The following is a 22588-nucleotide window of genomic DNA, read 5'->3' as shown; positions in this document are numbered from 1 at the left end:
CAGGATGAACGACACAGGATGAACGACACAGACGGTGTACGGCTGCAGAAGGTGCTGGCCCAGGCCGGCATCGCCTCCCGGCGGGCCGCCGAGCAGCTGATCGCGGCCGGGCGGGTGAGCGTGGACGGCCGGGTCGTGCGCGAGATGGGCCGCCGGATCGACCCGGAGACGGCCGTGGTGCACGTGGACGGCTCGCGCGTGGTGCTGCGCGAGGACGTCGTGCACCTGGCGCTGAACAAGCCGCGGGGGATGCTCTCGACGATGTCGGACGACCGGGGTCGCCCGTGCGTCGGCGACGTCGTCGAGGGCCGGGTGGAGCGGCTGTTCCACGTCGGGCGGCTGGACGCCGACACCGAGGGCCTGCTGCTGCTCACCAACGACGGCGAATTGGGCCACCGGCTCATGCACCCGTCGTTCGAGGTGACGAAGACCTACGTCGCGGAGGTCGCGGGCCAGCTGCCGCGCGACCTCGGGAAGCGGCTGCGCGCCGGGGTGGAGCTGGAGGACGGCCCGGTCGCGGTGGACTCGTTCCGGCTCGTGGACTCCGCCGCAGGGCGCTCGATGGTCGAGCTCGTGCTGCACGAGGGCCGCAAGCACGTCGTGCGCAGGCTGATGGACGAGGTCGGGCACCCGGTGCTGCGGCTGGTGCGCACCGCGATCGGTGAGGTGCGGCTGGGCAACCAGCGCCCTGGCCGGCTGCGCCCGCTCACGCGGGCCGAGGTCGGGTCGCTCTACCGCGCCGTGGGGATGTAGCCGATCGGGATGTCGCCGATCGGGATGAAGCCGTCGGGATGATGGAGGTCCCGGATCCGGGCCCGGCATGATGACCGGCGGTCCGGCGGTGGGCGCGGGACCGGGAAGGGGCACGGCGGGGTGACGGGGCGGCTGCACGGGGTCGTGGCGATGGACGGGCCGTCGGGCACGGGGAAGTCGACGGTGTCGCGGCGCCTGGCCCGCGAGTGCGGGGCCGCGTACCTGGACACCGGTGCGATGTACCGGGCCGCGACGCTGGCCGTCCTGCGGGCCGGGGTGGCCCCGGACGCCCCCGAGGCGGGCCCGGTCGCGGTCGCCGCGGAGCTGGAGTCCGGCACCGACCCGTCCGATCCGACGATCCGCCTCGCCGGCGAGGACGTCGGCGCGGAGATCCGCGGGCCGGAGGTCACCCGTGCCGTGAGCGCGGTGTCGGCGCTGCCCGAGGTCCGCGCGGTGATGGTCGCCCGGCAGCGGGAGCTGATCGCGCGGGCGGACGGCATCGTCGTCGAGGGCCGCGACATCGGCAGCGTCGTCGTGCCCGAGGCACCGCTGAAGGTGTACCTGACGGCCTCCGATGCGGTCCGTGCCGAGCGCCGCGGCAAGCAGGACCGCCGGGCCGGGCGGGAGGTGGACGCCGCCACGGTGCTCGCCGACGTCCGCCGCCGGGACCGGCTCGACTCGACCCGCAAGGTGTCGCCCCTGCACGCCGCGCCGGACGCGCTGGTGCTCGACACGGACGACCTCTCCGTCGACGCCGTGCTCGACGAGCTGCTCCGGCTCGTGCGGGAGCGGGGGCTCGTCCGCTAGCCCCGCCGGTCACCTGGCACCCTGGAGGATCGGTACGGACGACGGAGCGGGCTGTGGGTGCAGGATTCGATCAGGTGGACACGCTGGAGATGTCGCGGCTGGGCATCGACCCGGCCGAGTTCAGCGCGGGCGACGAGTTCGCCGACGACGCCGCGGCGCAGGAGCACGGCCCGCAGCCGGTGCTCGCCGTCGTCGGGCGGCCGAACGTGGGCAAGTCCACACTGGTCAACCGGCTGATCGGGCGGCGCGAGGCCGTCGTGCAGGACATCCCCGGGGTCACCCGGGACCGGGTGACCTACGACGCGCTGTGGAACGGGCGACGGTTCACCCTCGTCGACACCGGTGGCTGGGAGCCGGATGCCACCGGCCTGCAGGCCGCCGTCGCCGAGCAGGCGGACTACGCGATGCGGTCGGCGGACGCCGTACTGCTCGTCGTGGACGCCGCGGTCGGCGCCACGGCCACGGACGAGGCCGTCGCGCGCGTGCTGCGCCGCTCGGACCGGCCCGTCCTGCTCGCGGCCACGAAGGTCGACGACGACCGGCTCACCGCGGACGTCGCGGCGCTGTGGCGGCTCGGGCTGGGGGAGCCGCACCCCGTCAGCGGCCTGCACGGGCGCGGCGCGGGCGACCTGTTGGACGCGATCCTGCAGGCCCTGCCCACCTCGCCGGAGGACATGGTCGGCGCGGCCCAGGGCGGGCCGCGGCGGGTGGCGCTGGTCGGCAAGCCGAACGTCGGCAAGTCGTCGCTGCTCAACCGGGTGTCCGGCGAGGTGCGGTCGGTCGTGCACGAGGTCGCGGGCACCACCGTGGACCCGGTGGACTCCCTGGTCGAGCTGGACGGCGAGACGTGGCGCTTCGTCGACACCGCCGGGCTGCGCAAGCGCGTCAGGACCGCATCCGGGATGGAGTACTACGCGTCGCTGCGCACCCGCGCGGCGATCGAGGCTGCCGAGGTCGCGGTCGTGCTGCTGGACGCCTCCGAGCCGATCGCGGAGCAGGATCAGCGCGTCATCGGCATGGTCGAGGAGGCGGGCCGGGCACTCGTGCTGGCGTTCAACAAGTGGGACCTCGTCGACGAGGACCGGCGCCACGCCCTGGCCCGCGAGCTGGACCGCGACCTCGTCCGGGTGCCGTGGGCGGAGCGGGTGAACATCTCGGCGCTGACGGGCCGTGCCGTGGGCCGGATCGCCCCTGCGCTGCGACGAGCCCTGGACTCGTGGGACGCCCGCATCCCCACCGGCAAGCTCAACGGGTGGCTCGCGGAGGTCGTCGCGGCCACCCCGCCGCCCGTGCGTGGCGGGAAGCAGCCCAAGGTGCTCTTCGCCACCCAGGCCCGGACGCGCCCGCCGACCTTCGTGCTGTTCACGACCGGCTTCCTGGAGGCCGGCTACCGGCGCTTCCTGGAGCGGCGGCTGCGGGAGGAGTTCGGGTTCACCGGTTCACCGATCCGGCTGTCCGTCCGGGTGCGGGAGAAGCGGCCGCGCAAGCGTTGACCTCACGCGGCAGGGCCATTAGTTTCAGAAGAAATTGTTCACTGAGACGAGGCCTGGGATGCCGACGTACGGTTACGACTGTCCCCGCTGCGGCGCGTTCGACCTGATCCGGCCGATGGCGCAGGCGGGGGATGCCGCGCTGTGCCCGGGGTGCGGGGCGCCCGCCCGCAGGCTCTTCGGCGCGCCGGCGCTGCGTTCCGTCGATCCCGCGCTGCGCCGCGCCCTGGATACCAGCGCCGCGAGCGCCGACGCACCCCCCGTCGTGGACCGCGTGCCGGGCCGTTCCCGGCGGGCCACGCGGACGACGACCGATCCCCGCCACCTGCGCCTGCCCCGCCCCTGAGCTCCCCGCCCCGCTTCCCACCCCGCTCCCCTCCGCAAAGCCTCATATCCGGAGGAGTACGCCGAGAGACCGGAGGTCACCGTGCCCGACGTCGTGTTCACCGTCGACCAGGCCCGCTCGATGCGCGACCAGGCCGTGCCAGGCCACAACCGGTGGCATCCCGACATCCCGCCGGCGGTGACCGTCCGGCCGGGCCAGCAGATCCGCGTCGAGTGCCGTGAGTGGACCGACAGCCAGATCGGCAACAACGACTCGGCGAACGACGTCCGCGACGTCGACCTCACCTGCGCCCACATGCTGTCGGGCCCCATCTACGTCGAGGGCGCCGAGCCCGGCGACCTGCTCGTCGTCGACATCCTCGACCTCGGGCCGGTACCGCAGGAGATCGGCGACGCGCCCGGGCAGGGCTGGGGCTACACCGGCATCTTCTCGAAGGCCAACGGCGGCGGCTTCCTCACCGACCGCTTCCCGGACGCCTACAAGGCCATCTGGGACTTCGCAGGCCAGCGCTGCACCTCACGCCACATCCCCGGCGTGTCGTTCACCGGCATCACCCACCCGGGCCTGTTCGGCACCGCGCCCTCGGCCGAGCTCCTCGCCCGCTGGAACGCGCGCGAGCGGGCACTCATCGCCACCGACCCAGAACGCGTGCCCCCGCTGGCGTTGCCCCCGCTGGAGGAGAGCGTCCTCGGCGGCACCGCCGACGGCGACCTGCTCGCCGCCATCGGCCGCGACGGCGCCCGCACCGTTCCCGCGCGGGAGAACGGCGGCAACCACGACATCAAGAACTTCACCCGCGGCTCGCGCGTCTTCTACCCCGTGCACGTCCCCGGCGCGCTGTTCTCCGGCGGCGACCTGCACTTCTCCCAGGGCGACGGCGAGATCACCTTCTGCGGTGCCATCGAGATGGGCGGGTTCATCGACTTCCACGTCGACCTGATCAAGGGCGGCATGGCCACCTACGGCGTCACGACCAACCCGATCCTCATGCCGGGCAACGTCGAGCCGCGGTACTCGGAGTTCGTGACGTTCATCGGCGTCGGCGTCGAGCACGACACCGACACCCAGCTCTACAACGACGCCACCGTCGCCTACCGCAACGCCTGCCTGAACGCCGTCGAGTACCTCACGAAGTTCGGCTACTCCGGCGAGCAGGCCTACCTGCTGCTGGGAGCCGCACCGATCGAGGGCCGGGTGAGCGGGGTGGTCGACATCCCGAACGCCTGCTGCTCGCTCTACCTGCCCACCGCGATCTTCGACTTCGACATCCGACCGTCGGCGTCCGGTCCGGTGCGGGCCGACCGTGGCAGCTGCGCGGTGACGTCATGACCGGCCGCGACGCGCCGTACCATGTGCACGAGGTCTCCGAGTTCACCTTCGAGTGCGGCCAGACGCTGCGCCCCGCCAAGATCGCCTACCAGACCTACGGCGAGCTGAACGCCGACAAGTCCAACGCGATCCTCTACCCGACGTGGTACTCGGGGCGGCACTGGGACAACGAGTGGCTCATCGGGTCGGACAAGGCGCTCGACCCCGGCCGGTGGTTCATCATCGTGCCGAACATGTTCGGCAACGGGCTGTCGTCGTCGCCGTCGAACACCCCACCGCCGTACAACGGCCCGCGCTTCCCGCGGGTCAACGTCCGGGACAACGTCGAGTCGCAGTACCGGCTCGTCACCGAGGTGTTCGGGATCTCCACCCTGAAGCTCGTGCTCGGCTGGTCCATGGGCGCGGGACAGACCTACCAGTGGGCCGTCAGCCACCCGGAGATGGTGGAGCGGATCCTGCCGTTCTGCGGGTCCCCGCGCACCGCTCCGCACAACCAGGTCTTCCTGGACTCGCTGCGTGCGGCGCTCACCGCCTCCGTCGGGTTCGACGGCGGCTGGTACCCGCCCGACCAGTGGCCGGTCGGCGGCCTGCGCGCCTTCGGCCGCATCTATGCCGGCTGGGGGTTCTCCCAGGCCTTCTACTGGGACGAGGTGTGGCGAGAGCTCGGCTACACCTCGCTGGAGGACTTCGCCGTCGGCTTCTGGGAGGGGTTCTTCCTCGACGGGCGGGACCCGAACAACCTGCTCACGATGCTCGACACCTGGTGGGCCGGGGACGTCGGCGCCACGCCGGGGCAGAAGTCGACCGAGGGCGCTCTCGGATCCATCCGTGCCCGGGCGATCTGCATGCCGGCCGAGAAGGACCTCTACTTCCCGCCCGAGGACGAGGAGTGGGCCGTCTCGCACATGCCGAACGCGGAGCTGCGCGTCATCCCCGGCGTGTGGGGCCACTTCGCCGGTGGTGGTCCCAACCCCGTGGACACGGCGTTCATCGACGCCGCTGTTGCCGAGCTGCTCGCGGGGCCGTCCGGCATCTGACCGGCCGTCCGGGCACCGGGAGGGTGTGCGCTAAGCTGGCCGGGCTCCCGCGGGGGCAGCCGGGACGTGGCGCAGCTTGGTAGCGCACTTGACTGGGGGTCAAGGGGTCGCAGGTTCAAATCCTGTCGTCCCGACGGCGTGATGGGCGGCTCCTGCCGATGCAGGAGCCGCCCATTGGCGTTCTGACCAGCGGAAACGCAGCTCTTGGTAATCTTGGCGCTCCACCTCGAACGATCATTCTCCGTCCACTATGGGCAATGAGAGATGGCAACCAGGAGCGAATCAGGAGCGGTGGATTGACCGACGGCGATATGGGGTCAGGATCGACGACCTGCGCAGGGCCCGGTCGGCTACGGGGACGCGCGTGTCACGTGGTCAAGGTACTGGCCGCAGCGCGACTGCTCCAGCTCCGAGGCGAGCGGCCGGAGTCCCGTGGGGGTTCGTGTCCGAGGAGGAGATGAGCCCCCTTGTGGAGCTGGCGGGTCCGGCGGACCGGGTGGTCGTGCCCTGATCGGCCGTGGTGACCCAGAGTCAGCCTGCTGGTCCGGCAGGTTCACGGTGCCCATGCGGCAGTCAGCACGGCGTGAGCGTACTCCCAGGAGATCCGCTCCTGCTCGAGCAACAGGCCGGTGCCATGGCTGGCGACGTGCCCGAGAAGACGCTCATAGAGTTCACGTTCACCCGGCGTCAGGCGCGGGAGGTCCTGACGTCCGGATGCGGCACCTTTCTCCGCGAGATGCCGGAACCGGTCGAGAGTGTCGATATCCATGAGGATCGTGGTGGCGTTGACGCCGAGACCACGAAGATCGTTGACGAACGAGAGACCGGGGAGGTCGATGTCACCCCAGTAGATCACCTTTGACGCGGCGCGTACCCAGTCGATCCGGGCGTAGTGGGCGACGCTGAACCCCAACCCGTGCAGGACAACCGTGCCGGGGTTGTCGTCGGTGATGGCGTACCCGGTTTCCTTGTTCTCCAGGATAACGACGGTGTCCGGTGTCCGCGGCCAGGCATTGAGATCATCGACGCCTGCGGCGAAGTGACGCATGCCCGCGACCTGGGCGCGCAGCAGAGGGTCGAGAACGGCAACTTGGATGAGGTCGGGTGGGACCCGAAGCCCGAGACGTCGATGTAATTGGATCCGCTGAGACCCGGTCGTGTCCGCGCCGATGTCCTCGTCGTCGTCGACGGTAGTGCTGTCTCCCAGCAGTGCCAGCAGCAACGCGGCGTGTCTGCCCAGCCATTTCGTGCCGATGCCTTCGATGGGCAGTTGACGCAGCAGCATCCCCGAGGTCGGGTGGTTGATGACCCACTGCGTGGTGGAGACCAGGCGCTGGTAGTCCTGCTCGGGCAGGTCGGTGATCTTGCGGATGATGCGGTCGAAGCGTGCCCGGGGGAAGGTACGTTCCAGTTCGGTCAACCGCGCGCCGCAGCGCTGCCATGTCGCCCGCGTTTCCGGGTTGGCGGCAGCGACCTGACCCGGGGTGGCCAGGATCAACCGCCGCGGCAGCCGGTGCACCCCGGTCGGGAACCGGGCGTTGGCGAACTCCAGCGTTCCTGGACTGCTGGCGGCACGCCAACGATCCGTCCACGCATGACAGGCGACGGGGTCCCCGGAGCGTTCCTGGGGCGTCGGCGGGCACAGATTGATACGCAGGGGCCAGCTACCGCGGCCGCGCGCCCAGTCCGGGTAGTCCATCTCGAACCGCCGACGAAGGGACTTGGCGATCTCGTCAGGGGTGCGCAACCTTGAAGCCCTTCAGCTCAGCCCTGCTGGTCATGCGCTCGCGGGTGTGTCTTCGGCATCGAAATCGCCGCGCCGGCGTTCGGTCAGTTCGCCGAACGTGGCGGTGTGCACGGTGGAGCGGGCCTCAGTCGCGTTGACGTGCTTGTCGACCAGGACGGCCTGCCCGATGTACGGCTCGACGATCCCGGACATGCGGATCGGCGCCGCCATGATCAGCTGGAACCCGAACTCCTCGAACGCGCCGAGCGCCTGTTGTGCATACTTCTCGTCGGACTTGCTGAACGCCTCGTCCAGCATCAGCGGCGCGAACGTGGGGCGGCCATCGGAGTCGGGAGCGGCGAGGTTGTAGCTCAGCGCCGCCGCGAGGCAGAACGCCACCAGCTTCTCCTGCTCCCCGCCGGAGTTAACCGCGGTGTTCCTGTAGGTCTTTGTGGTCTCCCCGTCGGCGTTCTCCTCACGGCCGTAGAAGGTGTAGGTGTTGCGGACGTCGAGGACCTGCGTGCGCCACCGGACGGCGTCGGCGCTGGTATCGGTGAAGCGCCTCATCAACTCCTGAACCCGCCGGAACTGCGCCAGTAACACGGCGGGGTCCCGGCTCTCCTTCGTCCCGGTTCCTGGAGCGTTGCGCAGCACCGCGTCCACGGCGGTGCGGAACTCCTTCACCTCGACCGGTTCATGGGCGGTGATGACGATCTGCAGGTGGGTTCCCTCGTCGAACTCCACCCGCCGCAGGCCGGAGTTGACCATCTTGATGCGCGACCGGATCTCCTCAGCGGCGTTCACGATCGACCGGTGCAAAAAACTGATCGACGGGACCATGTCCCCGCTGATCATCCGTTCGAGCTTGTCCATCGCCGCCGGCAGGTTCCGCTCGACGATCTCGGTGTGCAGCCGCGCGAAGTCCCCACCGCTGCGCTCGACGTCACCGCTGGTGTCCGGCGCAGCGTCGGGCCACCGCTCGATGAACGCCTCGATCGCCGTCTTGAGGTTCGATCGGGCGTGGTGACGGGTGCCCTCGGCGGTGTCGCGGCGATGCTGGAGCTCCTTACGAAAGTTGTGGCGGACCTGGGGCATCGTGTCGACCGTCACGGGTGCTGTGCCGGGACCCATCACCGCCGCCAGTACCTCGTCGAGGTAGGCGCGGTCGTCAGCGTCGTCGATGGTGTGCGGCTTGGGTTCCTCCTGGTCGAAGTCCTCGATCAGCTTCGTCTGCCGGTTGTTGCGGCGCGTCAGGTCGGCGTCGAGTTCGGCCTTCTTCCCGACCAGTTCCTTCCAGCGGTCTTCGGCGACGTCGCGGCGGGTTTCAAGATCGGCCAGGTTCACGTCATTGGCTTTGACCTCTGCGATCCGCGCGGTGAAGTCGTCGGCGGCCGCGTCCGCGGACCAGTGATCGAGGTCAGACCAGTGGGTGTACTCGGCGAGTTTCTGTGCGGCGTCGCGGCGACCGGTTGCGTCGGTGATGCTGGTCTCGAGCTGCTCCGCCGCGCGTTCGGCCACGTCCGCGGTGCGTTGGAGTTCGGCAACCACCTCGGTCAGCGCGTCGCGTTTGACCGCGACATTCCCGCCGAGGATGTAGGCCGAAGGCAGCGTCACTTCCGGTCGGTCGTCCTTGCGGTAGTGGTGTCCAGGCATCTTGACCGTGCCGCGGACGGTCACCGCCAGCCGGTGCCCGGCCAGGTCCGCCGCTGCTTCGACGCACACGTGATCGAACCGCTTCGCGAGCTCGGTCTCCAGCCACCGCCCGGCGGGGTGGCCGGTGCTGACGGTCAGCTTCGTGGCCAGCGTTCCGGGCGTCTGCTGTGCCGGGACCGCGAACGCTGCTGGCACGACGCTGTACTCGACCACGCTTCTCATATCGTTGGCATCGATGAACCCCTTGACCGCGTCCTGGTGGCCTTCCGGGACCAGCAGCCGCAACCCGAAGCCGCGCAGTACCTTCTCCGCCGCTGGCCGCCACCGCTCCTCGTCAGGGGCGACGTCGATCAACTCCGCCGCATACGCCAGATCCCCGGCGGGAACCTTCGCTCCAGCCGCGATCAAATCACGCCGCTGCGCCCGCTGCGGCGGAATCAAGTTCCGCGCGGTGCCCAACGCCTCCAACTCACGGGCTTTCTCCTCAAGTTCGTGGCGTGCGCCACTCGCCGCGGCGAACACGTCGTGTCGCAGCGGTAGTTCTTCGTCCAACACCGCCTGCGCTTCCTGGGCGATGCCGGCGGTCTGGGCGGCGAGCGCTGTGAACGCTTCCTCGTCCTCCGGTACCGGCCGCCCGATCGCGCGTACCAACTCGCCGTACACGCCGTAGGCCTGCAGACGCGCTCGGGCCTCGGCCTTCTGGACCTTCAGGTCGCTCTCCAGGTCACGCAGCGCTGCGGCGTCCTGGTTGTACTGCGCCTGCAGCGACAAGAATCTCCCCCGGGCGAGCTCGCACTGCTCGTCGAGGCGGCCGGCCTCTGCATCGAGGCCGGCGATCACCTGGTCGATGTCGTTGAGCTCGGTCTCGATCGTATGTAGCGCGACACCGCGCAGGTACCGCTCCATTGACGTGCCCAGCATGTCCTGGGCACGGGAGTGCGCGTCGGTTGACGAGCAGAATGTGTGCCAGTTCTCCGGGACCTCTCGCAACGCCTTGGCCTGGGCGTGGGCGCGCTGCGCGGTCTTGTATGCGTCGTTGAGCGGGGTGAACGCGTCCAACATCTTCTGGGCGTCGTCGAACGTGGTGGGCCGGTCGAGCATGTTGTCGCGGATGAACAGGTTCAGATCGCCGACGTTCTTCATCGCCTTGGCCTTGCCTAAAAGCGCCAGTGCGGACTTCGAGTTGCCGATCCCCACCCGTTTGCCCAGCTCCCGCAGGTAGGCGCCTTGGCCGTCGTAGTGGGTGTTCGGGTGCGACTTCTTGAACCACGACAGGTCGAACCCGCGGGCGGCCCATTCCTCCATGACCGGAAGGTTGAACTCGCCGCGGTGCAGCTGGTGCATCGTCCTCAGCGACGCACTGTCGGTTTCGGTGCCGGGGAACCACTTGACTACGACCGCGGTAGTCGTGGAGCCGAGCCCGTTGTCGTAGGTCGCCGCGACCGCCGACCACGTCGGTTTCCCCGCCCGCAGATACCGAATCCGCGAATGGTCGTGCTCGTCGTTGGTCTCCGACCACGCCCCGCGCACGTAGTCGGCGACAGTGCGACTGGCCTGCTTCGACCCCCGCGCGGTCAGATCCGCAGACGCGTTGAACCGCTGGTCATACGCCGAAAGCAGCACGATCGAATGCGCGTCGAGCAAGGAGGATTTCCCCGACCCTGACGGGCCGGTGAACAACACCCCCCGCTCGTCGACCTTCAGATCGCGGTAACCGGTGAAGGTGCCCCAGTTGATGATCTGCAGGCGGGTGATCCGGAACTGGCCTCGATGAACCGACCGCCCGACCGGCCGAGGCGGGTAAGCGGCCGCATCGGGCACCGGGTGAATCTCAGGCATTCTCGTCCGCGTCCTCCCCGTCGACTGGGTCGTGCTCGTCCTCGGACACCGCCGCCAGCGTGTTGCCCCCCTTGGCGATTGCCCGGTACCGCCGTTGCAGCGCCTCTACGCGGTCTGCGGTGAGGATCGAGGTGATCACGCCATAGATGAGGTAACGGTCGGTACCCGGGATGGGCTTCACAATCGCCGCCTTCTCCAGCGCGGTAATCGCGGCGGCAATCTTGTCCCGGAACGCCTTCTCGTCGGTGTCCTCGGCGCGCTTGTAGGCCATCATGTGATCAACCATGTCCCCGGTCGCGACGACCGGCTCCTCGGGCGTGGTCAGGTACTGCCGGTACAGAAACAGCGCCAACGTGCTCGCCGCGAGGCTGAGCTTCTTGGCGCGCAGGATGATCCGGGAGTGCGGGCTGGGATCGTCGGCCTGGCGGGTGAATGCGTACCGATGCTCGTGGTTGACCTCCAAGATCAGCCCCAGCTCGGACAACCGGCTGCGCAGAACGTCGCCGTGCTGTAGAAGGACAGGCCAGTACTTGCGGTCCCTCTCGCTGACGTGCGGGGCGGCCAGCAAAGCCTGCAGGGTCCAGCACAACTCCGCAGGAAGTCTGCTCGTGTCACCGTCGAATCGCGGTTCCCGGCTGCCCCCGTCGACGTGGGTGCCGACGGCGGTGGCGTCGTCGTGGTCGAACACATCGGCCGGATCGAGGGCGACCGCGGGCAGGTCGGCGTCGGGGAACAACGCGTCGTCGAAGACCTCGGCAAACGTCGAGCCGTCACCCATCAGAAACCTCCATGAGGGTGTTCTGCGAGCCCAGCGCCCGCGAGTCGTCGGGGTCGGCGCGGACCAACGCGAGCGGGTTTGCGATCGGCTCGCCGAACAGCAGGTACGGCAGCGTGATCTCCCGCGCGCCGCGGGCGGTGTGTGCCACCACCGTCGTCTGCGCGGTCGTGTCGAGCTGCCCGTGCTGCGACGCCAACGACCACACCCCGATCACGTCGCCGACGCGCGGACGGTCGATCTCCCCCAGAATGTCGTGCAGATCGGCGTAGCCGCCGTGACGTTCCATCGCCGTGTTGATCGCTGCCCGCAACACCGCCCAGTCGATCGACTCCCGCCCCACCAGCGCGGCCAGATCCAGCGGCGGATCCGGTGTGGTGACCAGCGGGTCGGGCGTGCCCGCCCGTCCCTCGTCCAGCCGCAGCCGCCCGACCGATGCGGTGTCCACCCCGCTCATCGGCACGGTGAACCCGATGTCACGCCCGCCATGGGTGTGACGAAACGCCTCCACCGCCGCGGCCTGGGCTTCGTTGATCCGGCGGTGCATGCTGCGGTAATGCCGCACGTCCCCACCGCGGCGGAACGCAACCCGGCGAATCCCCTCGACATCCTGGACCCGGTTCCACATCGCCCCGACGAACCCGGTGAGCGTCTCGGCCAGCTCCGCCGGGAGGCGATCCACCAACCCCACGATCTCGGCGACGTCGGACTCCAGCTGATTGCACTGCGACGGCGTCGAGATGAACGTCGCGAACGCGCGGAACGCCAACCCCTCCGGGGACTCGCTGATCACGTCGTGACCCTCGAACATTCGCTGCAGCGAATCGGCGAACTCAGCCGGGTCATCGGCGAAACTCCGCCGGATCAGCTCAACGGTGTTGGCCTGCATCCGCTCGCCGTACCGGGCGATGTCCCCAGGCATCCGGTCGATCAACTGCACCAACGCCGACACCTTGTCGACCAGCACCCCCTGATCGACCTGGGGCGGTTCCTCACTGTCGAGGGCGTTCCGCTGCGCCTCCAACATCGTGATCTGCTCAGTCAGCGCCGCCCGACGGGTCTCGATGTCCGGGTTGGCCTCCATCGCGATCTGACGGATCTCGGCCATCACCATTGCCAGCGCCGACTCCGTCGCAGTGGTAGACCGCCGCCGCAGATGTCGTACCTGCCGGATCGCCTGCTCCGCACCCGAGGTCAGCTGATACCGCTCGATCCGGCTGTCCGGATCGACCGTGCGATACACCCAGCCTCGTTTTGTCCACCGCGTCACCAACGTGTCGCCGTCGTGAACGGCGAGCAGCGCATCGTCCTCGCCCGAGGTGAAACTGCGACGCAGTCGGGGGAGATCCTCGTTGATCCTGGCGGTGAGCGTCTCCCCATCGACAATCTTGCCGTCGCCCAGGTGCGCAGCCATCAACGCCAGATGCGGCAATGCATCCGGCGACCGCAGCAACGACATCGTCACATCGGTGCTGGCGGCGCCGCAGAACTCGTGCAGCAACCGTTCGGCATCCGGATCTGCCAACCGAGGCCTCCTCGTGGCGGTGCATAGGTTCGCTGGTCGGCCAGAGTACGTGCGACCCCTGACACAATCCGGCTATTGCGTAGCCCTGCTCCATCCCCAGCTCACCACCACCGTCGCGATGATCCGGAAGTTCCACGTCGTCCCACACGGGGTAGTTACCCGACGTGGCGGACAGGACCGGGTCGGCGGTCAGGGGCTCGGCAAAGTCGCGGTGAGTGGGCGCTGAGCTGCGGCGTCACGCTGTCGGGGTAGGGGGACGGACGCGGCCTCTGTGGTGATCATGGTGGTTCCTATGCCAACCGTGATCATCGGAAGAGAGCCGTGCCCGCAGTCGTATCTTCGCTGGTCCCTGGTGTGCTCGATCGAGTGGCCGGGTGAAGGTGCCCGATCCGGTCGCGGCGGCGCCGGGGCTGGCGGCGGTGTTGTCGGGGCTGCCCGATCCGCGCAAGCGTCGTGGAGTCCCGCCATGGGCTGGTCACGTTGCTGTCGGTGGCGGGATGCGCGGTCGTCGCGGGGGCGGGGTAGCGGGTAGCCGGTGACCAGTACTGTCGGTGGGTCACCACCCGGCTGGTAGTGGCGGCGTCGCCACTACCAGGTGGCGCGGGCAGCCAGATGGCCATCCGCCTCCACACCGCGCCGGTAGTCAAAGGTCGCCTTGGGCACCCCCTGTACTCCCGCCGGTTGGATCAGATCAGCTCGGGAAGCGATTCACGCTCGCGACCGTGCATGCCGCCGGACCAGCCTTCGTCGACTCGTTGGACAGCAGCCCGCGAGCGTGGTCCCCGGAGAGGGTTACGGACTGCCCCGGTGCGAGCGCATTCGCGAAGGCGTTGATCTCCCCGATCCGCGTTCCGGCCTTGTCGTTGACGCTCACGGTGATCGAGTACGACTGGGCGGCATCGGTTGGGTTCGTGACCTTGATCGTCGCCTGTGTGGACTTGATTCCGTACTCGGCGACCACGGCGCAGTCGGACACGGTCACATCATGCGCCGCGGCGGGGTCGTTCCCGAACGCCTTGTCCAGCTCGGCGACCGCCGCATCCTGTGGGGTACGGCCGCTGCGCGTACGGGTCATAGGGCAGCGGCTGCCCCGGGTTGTTCGGGTACGTCATGAGGAGCGCTCCTGTCGGTCCATGCCCTCCGCCCTTCGCGCGGTGACGGCGGCACTCTGCACCATCGCTGTTGACGCAGTCAACACATGCTCTAGGCTGTGTCACGAGGAGGCGGGCATGGACGAATGGGCTGTCGTGACGGCCGCCGACGTGGCGCGGTTGGCGGGTGTCGGGCGGGCAGCGGTGAGCAACTGGCGCCGTCGGTACGACGACTTTCCGCGACCGGTCGGCGGAAGTGAGTCCAGTCCCACCTTCCCGCTCGTCGAGGTGCGCTCATGGCTTCGGGCTAGGGGCAGGCTCGGTGCGCACTCCTTGGTCGAGCTGGCCTGGCAGGCGCTTGAGATGTCCGAGACGGACGGCTCGATGGCAGAGGCCGTGGCTGCAGCGGGCTCCTACCTGGCTTCTGGTGACGTCGAGCTGGATGCCGGAGTCCGCAACGCGATCGACGAGCTCGCGGACGAGGCTGGAAACACGACCGCCTTCGAGCAACTGTGCGCGCGATACGTCGAAGCCTCATCCCGGCAGCTCGCTGCCACTCCGCCGGAGCTTGCGTCGCTCATGATCGAGCTGGCCCGCCTTGATGCCGGGCCGGTTCTGGATCCGGCCTGCGGAACGGGGTCGCTGCTTCTCGCCGCCCCGCGGGGGCTTGAGGTTCTCGGTCAGGAGCTGGATGTGGGCCTGGCCGCCCTTGCGCGGTCCCGGCTCGCCTTCACTCACCCGGCCGCGCGAGTCGAGACGGGCAACGCGCTGCGAGCTGACGGTTTCGCGGGAGTCCACGCGGCCGCAGTGGTATGCAATCCGCCTTTCAACGAGCGGGCGTGGGGTTACGAGGAGCTGCAGCTCGATCCGCGGTGGACGTACGGTCTGCCCCCGAAGGGCGAGTCCGAACTGGCGTGGGTGCAGCATTGCCTGGCGCATGTGCGGCCCGGTGGCCGCGTGGTCATCGTTCTGCCTCCCGGGGTCGCGTCCCGCCGGTCGGGCAGGCCAATCCGGGCGGCTCTGCTACGTCGGGGAGTTGTTCGAGCGGTCATCTCCCTCCCGCCCGGAGCGGTCGCGCCGGCACATTTACCGATGCAGCTGTGGGTGATGGCCGTCGACGGCGCAGACGCCGACCACGGTGTCCGTCTCGTCGACACCTGCGCGGGTGCGCAGGTCAAGCTCGATGAGATCGGCTGGCCGGAGGTCGGTCGGAGGGTGCACCGGGCGATCGCGGATGAGGAGGATCCGGCCACACACCGGCTCGTGCCGACGATCGACCTGCTTGATGACGACGTCGACCTCACCCCGGGGAGGTATCTCCGTCCCGGTCCGGGCCTCGACAGTATCGGTAATGACCGCCGTCGCTTGCTCGAGCTCCTCGGCCGCCTCGGCGATTCGCTGCCCCAACTCACCCCATCGACCGAGCACCCCCGACGGCCGAGCACCACCGTCGGCGAGTTGGTGAGGCTGGGTGTGCTGACCATCCACCAGCAGGTCGGGGCGCTGGAGCTCGGTCCCGGGCCCGGCACGCCGGTACTGGTCACCGCCGACGTCCTGGCAGGTCACGGCCCCACCGGATCGGTCATCGGTGACGTGGACGGCGTGCGGCTGCAACCCGGTGACGTGATCATCCCGACGGTCATGTCGAGACCGTCGGTCTTCGTGGTGGAGGCCGACACCGAGGCGCTGCTCGGGCCCGGGCTCCAGCTGCTGCGCCCTGATCCGCGACAGCTCGACCCGTGGTTCCTCGCGGGCGTCCTGCGGAGTGGTGAAACGACGCGAGTGGCTGCGACGAAGACCGGTACGCACCGGGTCGATGTTCGTCGTGTCGAGCTGCCACGTCTGCCGGTCGCTGAGCAATACCGGGTAGGGGAACAGCTACGGATGCTCGATCATTTCGGTGTCGCGCTGGATGAGGCCGCTGGGCTGGGGCAACGGCTGGTGCAGGCGCTGACCGATGCCGTCGTTCGTGGCGAGCTCGAACCTGGTGGGGGGACCTGATGACCGTCGAGCAACAAGTCGTAGCTGGTCGTTTCCAGATCCTGGGGCCCCTCGGCAAAGGGAACATGGGAGAGGTCTACCGGGCAGTGGATCTGGAGTCCGATCCGGATTCCCCGGACCGGATCGTCGCGGTGAAGCTGCTGCTGAGCAGCCGCTTCGGCTCGATCCAGGAATCGGCGCCGAGCTCCGACGCCGGTCGGCGGTTCGCCCGCGAGGTGCGGATCATGCACAAGCTGGCGCACGCGAACCTGCCGCGCACGATCGACGGCGGTGTCGACGAGTCCGGCCGCCCGTACCTGGCGATGGAGTTCCTCGACGGGCGGCAGCTGTCCGACCTGGTCGACGAGCATCCGCAGCTTCCGGCGTCGTGGGTCGCGGCGTTGGGCGCACAGATCGCGTCCGGCCTTGCCGCTGCCCACGCGGACGGCGTGATCCACCGCGACCTGAAGCCCGCCAACGTGATGGTGCTGCCGGGTGGGTTGGTGAAGGTGCTCGACTTCGGCCTGGGCCAGGTCGTCGACGACACCGACGGCAGCCGGTTGACCAGCAGCGGCGTGACCGTCGGGACGGCGCGGTACATGGCGCCGGAGCAGTTCCGCAGCTCGACCGTCGCGCAGGCAGCGGATCTGTACGCGTTGGGTTGCGTGCTGTTCGAGCTGATCAACGGAGTGCCGCCGTTCCACTCGGCGTCGCCACTGGAGCTGGGGGAGAAGCACACCAACGAGCCGCCCCCACCGGTCGACGGCATCCGCAAGGACCTGCCGAAGGATCTCGTCCTGCTGATCGAGCGCCTCCTGAGGAAGGACCCGGCCGACCGCCCGGCGAGCGCTGCCGCCGTCCGTGACGCGCTCGCAGCGCTCGCGGTCGGCGACGAGGCGGTACCGGGCTGGGACGCGTTCGACCCCGTCGGCCGGCTGCGCCACAACGACGCACCCGCAACCGCGCCGCGGTCGACCGAGGTGCGCCTGACCGGGTCCGGCTTGGACATGTTCGAGGTCCACCGCCGCCTCATCGACGACTACCGGTCCTACACCGAGGCGGGCACCGTCATCCGGGATGCGCGGATCGCGGCGTTCGTGGGGGACGACCTCGACGCGAAGTCGCAGTGGCCCGACCCGTGGCTGTCGCTCAACCCGTTCTTCGCCTCCGGCGGCACCGTGCTGGAGCTGGCACGGCAGGGGGTGCTGCACGAGGAATGTGCGCGGATCTTCCAGGCCGGCAAGGCCGAGAACGCGACGATCTGCGACGGCCGCCCGCTGACGCTGCACCGCCACCAGCGGGAGGCGATCGATGCTGCGCAGGACGGCAGGTCCTACGTCCTGACGACCGGAACCGGCTCGGGCAAGTCACTCGCCTACATCGTGCCGATCGTCGACGCCGTGCTGCGCACGCGGGACACGGAGGGGCCGGACGCGCCGAAACGGGTGCGGGCGATCATCGTCTACCCGATGAACGCCCTGGCCAACAGCCAGCTCGGCGAGCTCGACAAGTACCTCCGCCACGGTTACGGCAGGGGCAGCGAGCCGGTCACCTACGCCCGCTACACCGGTCAGGAGAGCGACGAGGCGCGCACCGAGATCCGCAACAACCCGCCGGACATCCTGCTCACCAACTACGTGATGTTGGAGCTGATGCTCACCCGGCCCGACGACCGCAGCAAGCTGGTCAGAATGGCCACGGGCCTGGAGTTCCTCGTCCTCGACGAGCTGCACACCTACCGCGGACGGCAGGGCGCCGACGTTGCGCTGCTGGTCCGGCGGGTGCGGGAGGCCTGCCAGGCTGCCGACCTCCAGTGCATCGGGACGTCGGCGACGATGTCGTCGGAGGGCAGCCACGAGGAGCGCCGCCGCGTCGTCGCAGGCGTCGCGAGCACGCTGTTCGGCGCCGAGGTCCCACCGGAGAACGTCATCGGCGAGACCCTCGTCCGGGCGACCGAGGATCCCCCCGCCGACGTGCCGGCGGCCCGGCTGCACCAGCCTGATGCGCCGCGCGCCTACGACGAGCTTCGGGCCGATCCGCTCGCTCGGTGGATCGAGACCCGCTTCGGGCTCGGTACCGAGGACGGACGCCTGGTCCGGGCGGCCCCGGCCAGGATCGAGGACGCCGCGCGGGCGCTGGCCGAGCAGACCAGCGTTGACGAGGACCGCTGCGCGGACGCGCTCCGCCGTACCCTGCGCGCCGGCTCGGAGGCCAAGCACCCGCTGACGGGCCGCCCGCTGTTCGCGTTCCGGCTGCACCAGTTCCTGTCGAAGGGCGACACCGTCCACGTCACGCTGGAGGGCAAGAACGAACGCGCGCTCACCCGCAACTACCAGCAGGTGCAGCCGCACTCCGATGGCAAGATCCTCGTCCCGCTGGCGTTCTGCCGTGAGTGCGGCCAGGAGTACCTGACGGTCTGGCGGCAGGTGGAGGAGAACGGCACGATCCGCTATTCGGGGCGTCGGGACGCCGCGGCGACCGGCGGGCAGGCCGATGACGGCTACCTCTACATCGACCCGGAGACGCCGTGGCCGGCCAGCATCCAAGACGCCCTCGACCGCCGTCGCCTGCCCGAATCCTGGCTGACGGACGACGAGCACGGTAACGAGGTCGTCCGCGATAACCTCCTCAAGTACCTTCCGACCGCGGTCACCGTCGACCCGTACGGCGAGGAGGGGCGCGGCGAGCTGAAGGCGGCGTTCATCTCGGCGCCGTTCCGGTTCTGCCTGCACTGTGGCGTCAGCTACGAACAGGTCCGCGGCAGTGACTTCGCCAAGCTGGCCACGCTGGGTCAGGAGGGCCGCTCGTCGGCGACGTCGCTGGTGTCGGCGTCGATCCTGCGTTCCCTCAGGCAGATCCCCGCCGAGTTCCTCGACCGCAAGGCCCGCAAGCTGCTCACGTTCGTCGACAACCGTCAGGACGCGTCCCTGCAGGCCGGGCACTTCAACGACTTCGTGCAGGTCACCCAGCTACGCGGCGCGTTGTACCGGGCGCTGGCGGAGGCGGGCGACGAGGGGATCGCGCACGAGGACATCGCCAACCGCGTCACCGCTGCGCTCGGCCTGGAGGTCGCCGACTACGTCAGCGCGGCCGACCCGTCGCCGACGCTGGTCAACAACGCGACGAAGACGCTGCGCGACGTCGTCGCGTTCCGGCTCTACCGCGACCTGGAGCGCGGCTGGCGGGTCACGATGCCCAACCTCGAGCAGACGGGTCTGCTGGAGATCCACTACGCCGACCTGGACTGGCTCGCCGGCAAACAGGAGCGCTGGGCTGACACCCTTCCCGACCTGAACGCCGCCTCGCCGGGGCAGCGCGCGGAGATCCTTCGCGCGCTGCTGGACGAGATGCGCCGGTCGCTGGCGATCGACGTGCAGTCCTTCCGCGACGACTTCGACAACCTGCGCCGAGCCTGCGAGGAGCGGCTCATCGACCCGTGGGTGCTCGCCGACAACGACCGGCCGAAGGTCGCCGTCGCCTACCCGCACGGCTCGCGGCCCGGGATGGAACGGTCCGCGGTGTTCCTGTCCGGCCGCGGCAAGGTCGGCAAGTACCTGCGCCGCGCGCACTTTCCCGGCCTTTCCGCCGACGACGCGCAGCAGGCGATCGAGCAGTTGCTCAGGGTGCTCACCGACGCCGGACTGGTCGAGCGCGTCACCGCCACCCCCCAGGCCGTCGGGCGGTATCGGCGCAGGGGCGCGCAGGAGGCGCGTACGGGCTACCGCGTGAAGGCGGCCGCGATGGTGTGGAAGGCGGGCAAGGGGGAGGTCGGTTCCTACGACCCGTTGACCCGCACCTACGCCAGCGGCGACGGCCCGCGCGTCAACCGGTTCTTCCAGCAGCTCTACCGGGAGACGGCCGAGGCGCTGTCCGGGATGCTCGCCCGCGAGCACACGGCCCAGGTCGACCCCCTCGTGCGCGAGGAGCGCGAGGAGGCGTTCCGCAAGGGTGATCTCAAGCTGCTCTACTGCTCGCCGACGATGGAGCTGGGCGTGGACATCGCCGAGCTCAACGCGGTGCTCCTGCGCAACGTGCCGCCCACGCCTGCGAACTACGCCCAGCGCAGCGGTCGGGCCGGCCGTTCCGGGCAGCCCGCGCTGGTCACCACGTACTGCGCCACGGGCAACAGCCACGACCAGTACTACTTCCGCCGGTCCGAGCGGATGGTCGCAGGCGCCGTCGCGCCGCCCCGGCTGGACCTGGCGAACGAGGACCTCGTCCGTTCGCACGTCCAGGCCGTCTGGCTGGCCGAGACCAACCTCAAGCTGGGCAACGCCATCCCGGCGATCATCGACATCGGCTACGACGAGGCCGCGGGCCCGCCCGCACCGGTGTTGCGGCTGCACGACCACGTCGACGCCGCGATAGGGGACTCACAAGTGCCTGCCCGCGCGGTGCTGGCCGCGCGCGCGGTGCTCCGCGAGCTTGCGGAGAGCTATCGCGAGACGACGTGGTGGCACGACCAGTGGGTCGAGGACGTCGTGGCGGCGGCGTCCCACCAGTTCGACAGGGCGTTCGGGCGCTGGCGGGACCTGTATCGGGCGGCGCTGGCCGATCAGTACGTGCAGAACAAGCGGCGGCTCGACCACACCCTCTCCGAGCGCGATCGCAAGAACGCCGAACGCGCCCGCCGGGAGGCCGAGACCCAGCTGGACCTGCTCAAGAACGAGAGCATCGAGAACCGCTCGGTCCTGTCGGACTTCAACCCCTACCGCTACCTGGCCAGCGAGGGTTTCCTGCCGGGCTACTCGTTCCCGCGGCTTCCACTGGCCGCCTACATTCCGACCTCCGGGCGCCGCTTCGGTGACGGCGACTACCTGCAGCGACCGCGGTTCCTCGCGATCCGCGAGTTCGGGCCCGGCGCGCTGATCTACCACGAGGGCGCGCGCTACCAGGTCGACCGGATCCAGTTGTCCGCCGGCGGTACCGGGGAGGTGGTGACAACCAGTGCGAAGCGGTGTGACCACTGCGGTTACCTCGGGGCGGACAGCGACGACAAGTGCGACATGTGCCGCGCGCAGCTGCCCCCGGCGACGGTCGGTCTGCTGCCACTACACACCGTCTTCACCACCCGCCGCGAGCGGATCTCCTCCGACGAGGAGGAGCGCCGCCGCGCCGGGTTCACGCTGGTCACCTCCTACCGGTTCCACGACCATGGCGCCCGCCCCGGCCGCCGCGACGCGGTCGTGTCGGACGCCGCCGGGAAGATCGCCACCGTCACCTACGGCGACTCGGCGACCGTGCGGATCACGAACGTCGGCCGGTCCCGGGCGAAGCCCGACGAACCGCCCGGCTTCTGGCTCGATCCAGCCGAGGGACGGTGGCTCACCGAGCAGGCCGCGAAGGAGGCCTCGGGCGACGCCAGCGAGCTGCCCGCCGTCGACGCCGACGGGAACGAGCGCCGCCAGAAGAGGCGGGTGATCCCCTACGTCCAGGACAGCCGCAACGTCCTGGTTCTCACCCTCGACACGCCTCTGGACCGGGACGTTGCGCTGTCGCTGATGTTCGCGCTGGAACGCGGGATCGAGGCGACGTTCGAGTTGGAGGACAGCGAGCTGACCGGCGAGCTGCTCCCGCCCGAGGCCACGACGCGCGACCGGATGCTGTTCATCGAGGCAGCCGAGGGCGGAGCCGGGGTGCTGCGGCTGCTCCAGTCCGAGCCGAAGGACATCGCCCGGGTTGCCGCGGCGGCGCTGGAGATCTGCCACTTCGCACCCGACGGCACCGACCTCGGCGGCCCACACCCGGACCGGCCCTGCGCGAAGGGCTGCTACGACTGCCTGCTCACCTACGGCAACCAGATCCACCACAGCGCGATCGACCGTCACGCGGTGCGCGACCTGCTGCTGCGCCTGGCCAGCGCCCGAGTGCTGGAGACCGGCCGCGGCGAGACCCGCTCCGATACCCTTGCCCGGCTGACCGGTCAGACCGAGTCGACCCTCGAGGCGCGGTTCCTCGCCTGGCTCAAGGACTGCGGCCTTCGGCTGCCCGACGAGGCGCAGACCTATATCGAGAACGCCAACGCGCGGCCGGACTTCGTCTACCGGCTGCCGAACGCGACGGTTGCGGTGTTCGTCGACGGCCCGGTGCACGCGTACTCGGCGGTCACGGAGCGCGACGTCGCGGCCGAGGAACGCCTGCTCGACGCCGGGTGGGACGTGGTCCGGTTCCCTCACGACGTCGACTGGTCAGCGATCGCCGCGTCCTGCCAGCAGTACTTCGGCACCACTCACTGAG

At 69.7% G+C, this 22588-nt stretch carries 13 protein-coding genes and 1 tRNA gene; 9 read left to right on the top strand and 5 right to left on the bottom strand.

What is annotated here, in order from left to right:
• Positions 1 to 18 precede the first annotated feature (18 nt).
• The 7 genes from AB7J25_RS09090 to AB7J25_RS09060 all read left to right on the top strand — a co-directional run bounded on the left by AB7J25_RS09090 (position 19) and on the right by AB7J25_RS09060 (position 5896).
• Entirely contained in the window at positions 19 to 753 is a 735-nt protein-coding gene (locus tag AB7J25_RS09090) for a pseudouridine synthase (RefSeq protein ID WP_428507075.1), read from the top strand.
• Positions 754 to 903: 150 nt separating this feature from the next.
• On the top strand, positions 904 to 1560 hold the full coding sequence (cmk, locus tag AB7J25_RS09085; protein ID WP_428507123.1) for a (d)CMP kinase: 657 nt from the start codon (positions 904 to 906) through the stop codon (positions 1558 to 1560).
• A gap of 89 nt (positions 1561 to 1649) precedes the next feature.
• Positions 1650 to 3053: a ribosome biogenesis GTPase Der gene (der, locus tag AB7J25_RS09080; protein WP_428507121.1), complete on the top strand. Its 1404-nt coding sequence runs from the start codon at positions 1650 to 1652 to the stop codon at positions 3051 to 3053.
• Between the two features lie 58 nt (positions 3054 to 3111).
• Complete coding sequence (locus AB7J25_RS09075) at positions 3112 to 3396, top strand: FmdB family zinc ribbon protein (protein ID WP_428507073.1); 285 nt, start codon at positions 3112 to 3114, stop codon at positions 3394 to 3396.
• A gap of 81 nt (positions 3397 to 3477) precedes the next feature.
• Positions 3478 to 4725, top strand: a complete 1248-nt coding sequence (fmdA, locus tag AB7J25_RS09070) for a formamidase (protein WP_428507071.1) — start codon at positions 3478 to 3480, stop codon at positions 4723 to 4725.
• On the top strand, positions 4722 to 5762 hold the full coding sequence (locus AB7J25_RS09065) for an alpha/beta fold hydrolase (protein WP_428507069.1): 1041 nt from the start codon (positions 4722 to 4724) through the stop codon (positions 5760 to 5762). Before fmdA ends, AB7J25_RS09065 begins: the two co-directional genes overlap by 4 nt.
• Before the next feature lie 60 nt (positions 5763 to 5822).
• A tRNA-Pro gene (locus AB7J25_RS09060) sits at positions 5823 to 5896 on the top strand.
• A 419-nt stretch (positions 5897 to 6315) separates the two neighbouring features.
• Here AB7J25_RS09060 and AB7J25_RS09055 read toward each other — a convergent pair.
• From AB7J25_RS09055 to AB7J25_RS09035, 5 genes are all read right to left on the bottom strand, one after another.
• A complete protein-coding gene (locus AB7J25_RS09055) occupies positions 6316 to 7509 on the bottom strand; it encodes a DUF3322 domain-containing protein (protein WP_428507067.1) in 1194 nt (397 codons plus the stop codon).
• Between the two features lie 30 nt (positions 7510 to 7539).
• Complete coding sequence (locus AB7J25_RS09050; protein ID WP_428507065.1) at positions 7540 to 10962, bottom strand: ATP-binding protein; 3423 nt, start codon at positions 10960 to 10962, stop codon at positions 7540 to 7542.
• A gap of 10 nt (positions 10963 to 10972) precedes the next feature.
• A complete protein-coding gene (locus AB7J25_RS09045; RefSeq protein WP_428507063.1) occupies positions 10973 to 11758 on the bottom strand; it encodes a DUF4194 domain-containing protein in 786 nt (261 codons plus the stop codon).
• The gene (locus AB7J25_RS09040) at positions 11751 to 13280 is read right to left on the bottom strand and encodes a DUF3375 family protein (protein ID WP_428507061.1); all 1530 of its coding nucleotides are present in this window, start codon (positions 13278 to 13280) and stop codon (positions 11751 to 11753) included. Before AB7J25_RS09040 ends, AB7J25_RS09045 begins: the two co-directional genes overlap by 8 nt.
• Positions 13281 to 13971: 691 nt before the next feature.
• Positions 13972 to 14355 carry an FxLYD domain-containing protein gene (locus AB7J25_RS09035; protein WP_428507059.1) on the bottom strand — a complete coding sequence of 128 codons (384 nt, stop codon included), beginning with the start codon at positions 14353 to 14355 and terminating at the stop codon, positions 13972 to 13974.
• Between the two features lie 154 nt (positions 14356 to 14509).
• On the opposite strand from AB7J25_RS09035, the gene AB7J25_RS09030 reads away from it, so the two are divergent.
• Positions 14510 to 16372, top strand: coding sequence for an N-6 DNA methylase (locus tag AB7J25_RS09030; protein WP_428507057.1), 1863 nt, complete (start codon positions 14510 to 14512; stop codon positions 16370 to 16372).
• Positions 16372 to 22587: a protein kinase domain-containing protein gene (locus AB7J25_RS09025; RefSeq protein WP_428507055.1), complete on the top strand. Its 6216-nt coding sequence runs from the start codon at positions 16372 to 16374 to the stop codon at positions 22585 to 22587. The genes AB7J25_RS09030 and AB7J25_RS09025 overlap by 1 nt, the downstream gene beginning before the upstream one ends.
• Position 22588 lies beyond the last annotated feature (1 nt).

Source organism: Pseudonocardia sp. (assembly GCF_050246655.1).
Classification (GTDB): Bacteria; Actinomycetota; Actinomycetes; order Mycobacteriales; family Pseudonocardiaceae; genus Pseudonocardia.
The sequence above is the reverse complement of the archived record's forward strand: the minus strand, read 5'-3'. Positions and strand labels throughout refer to the sequence as shown.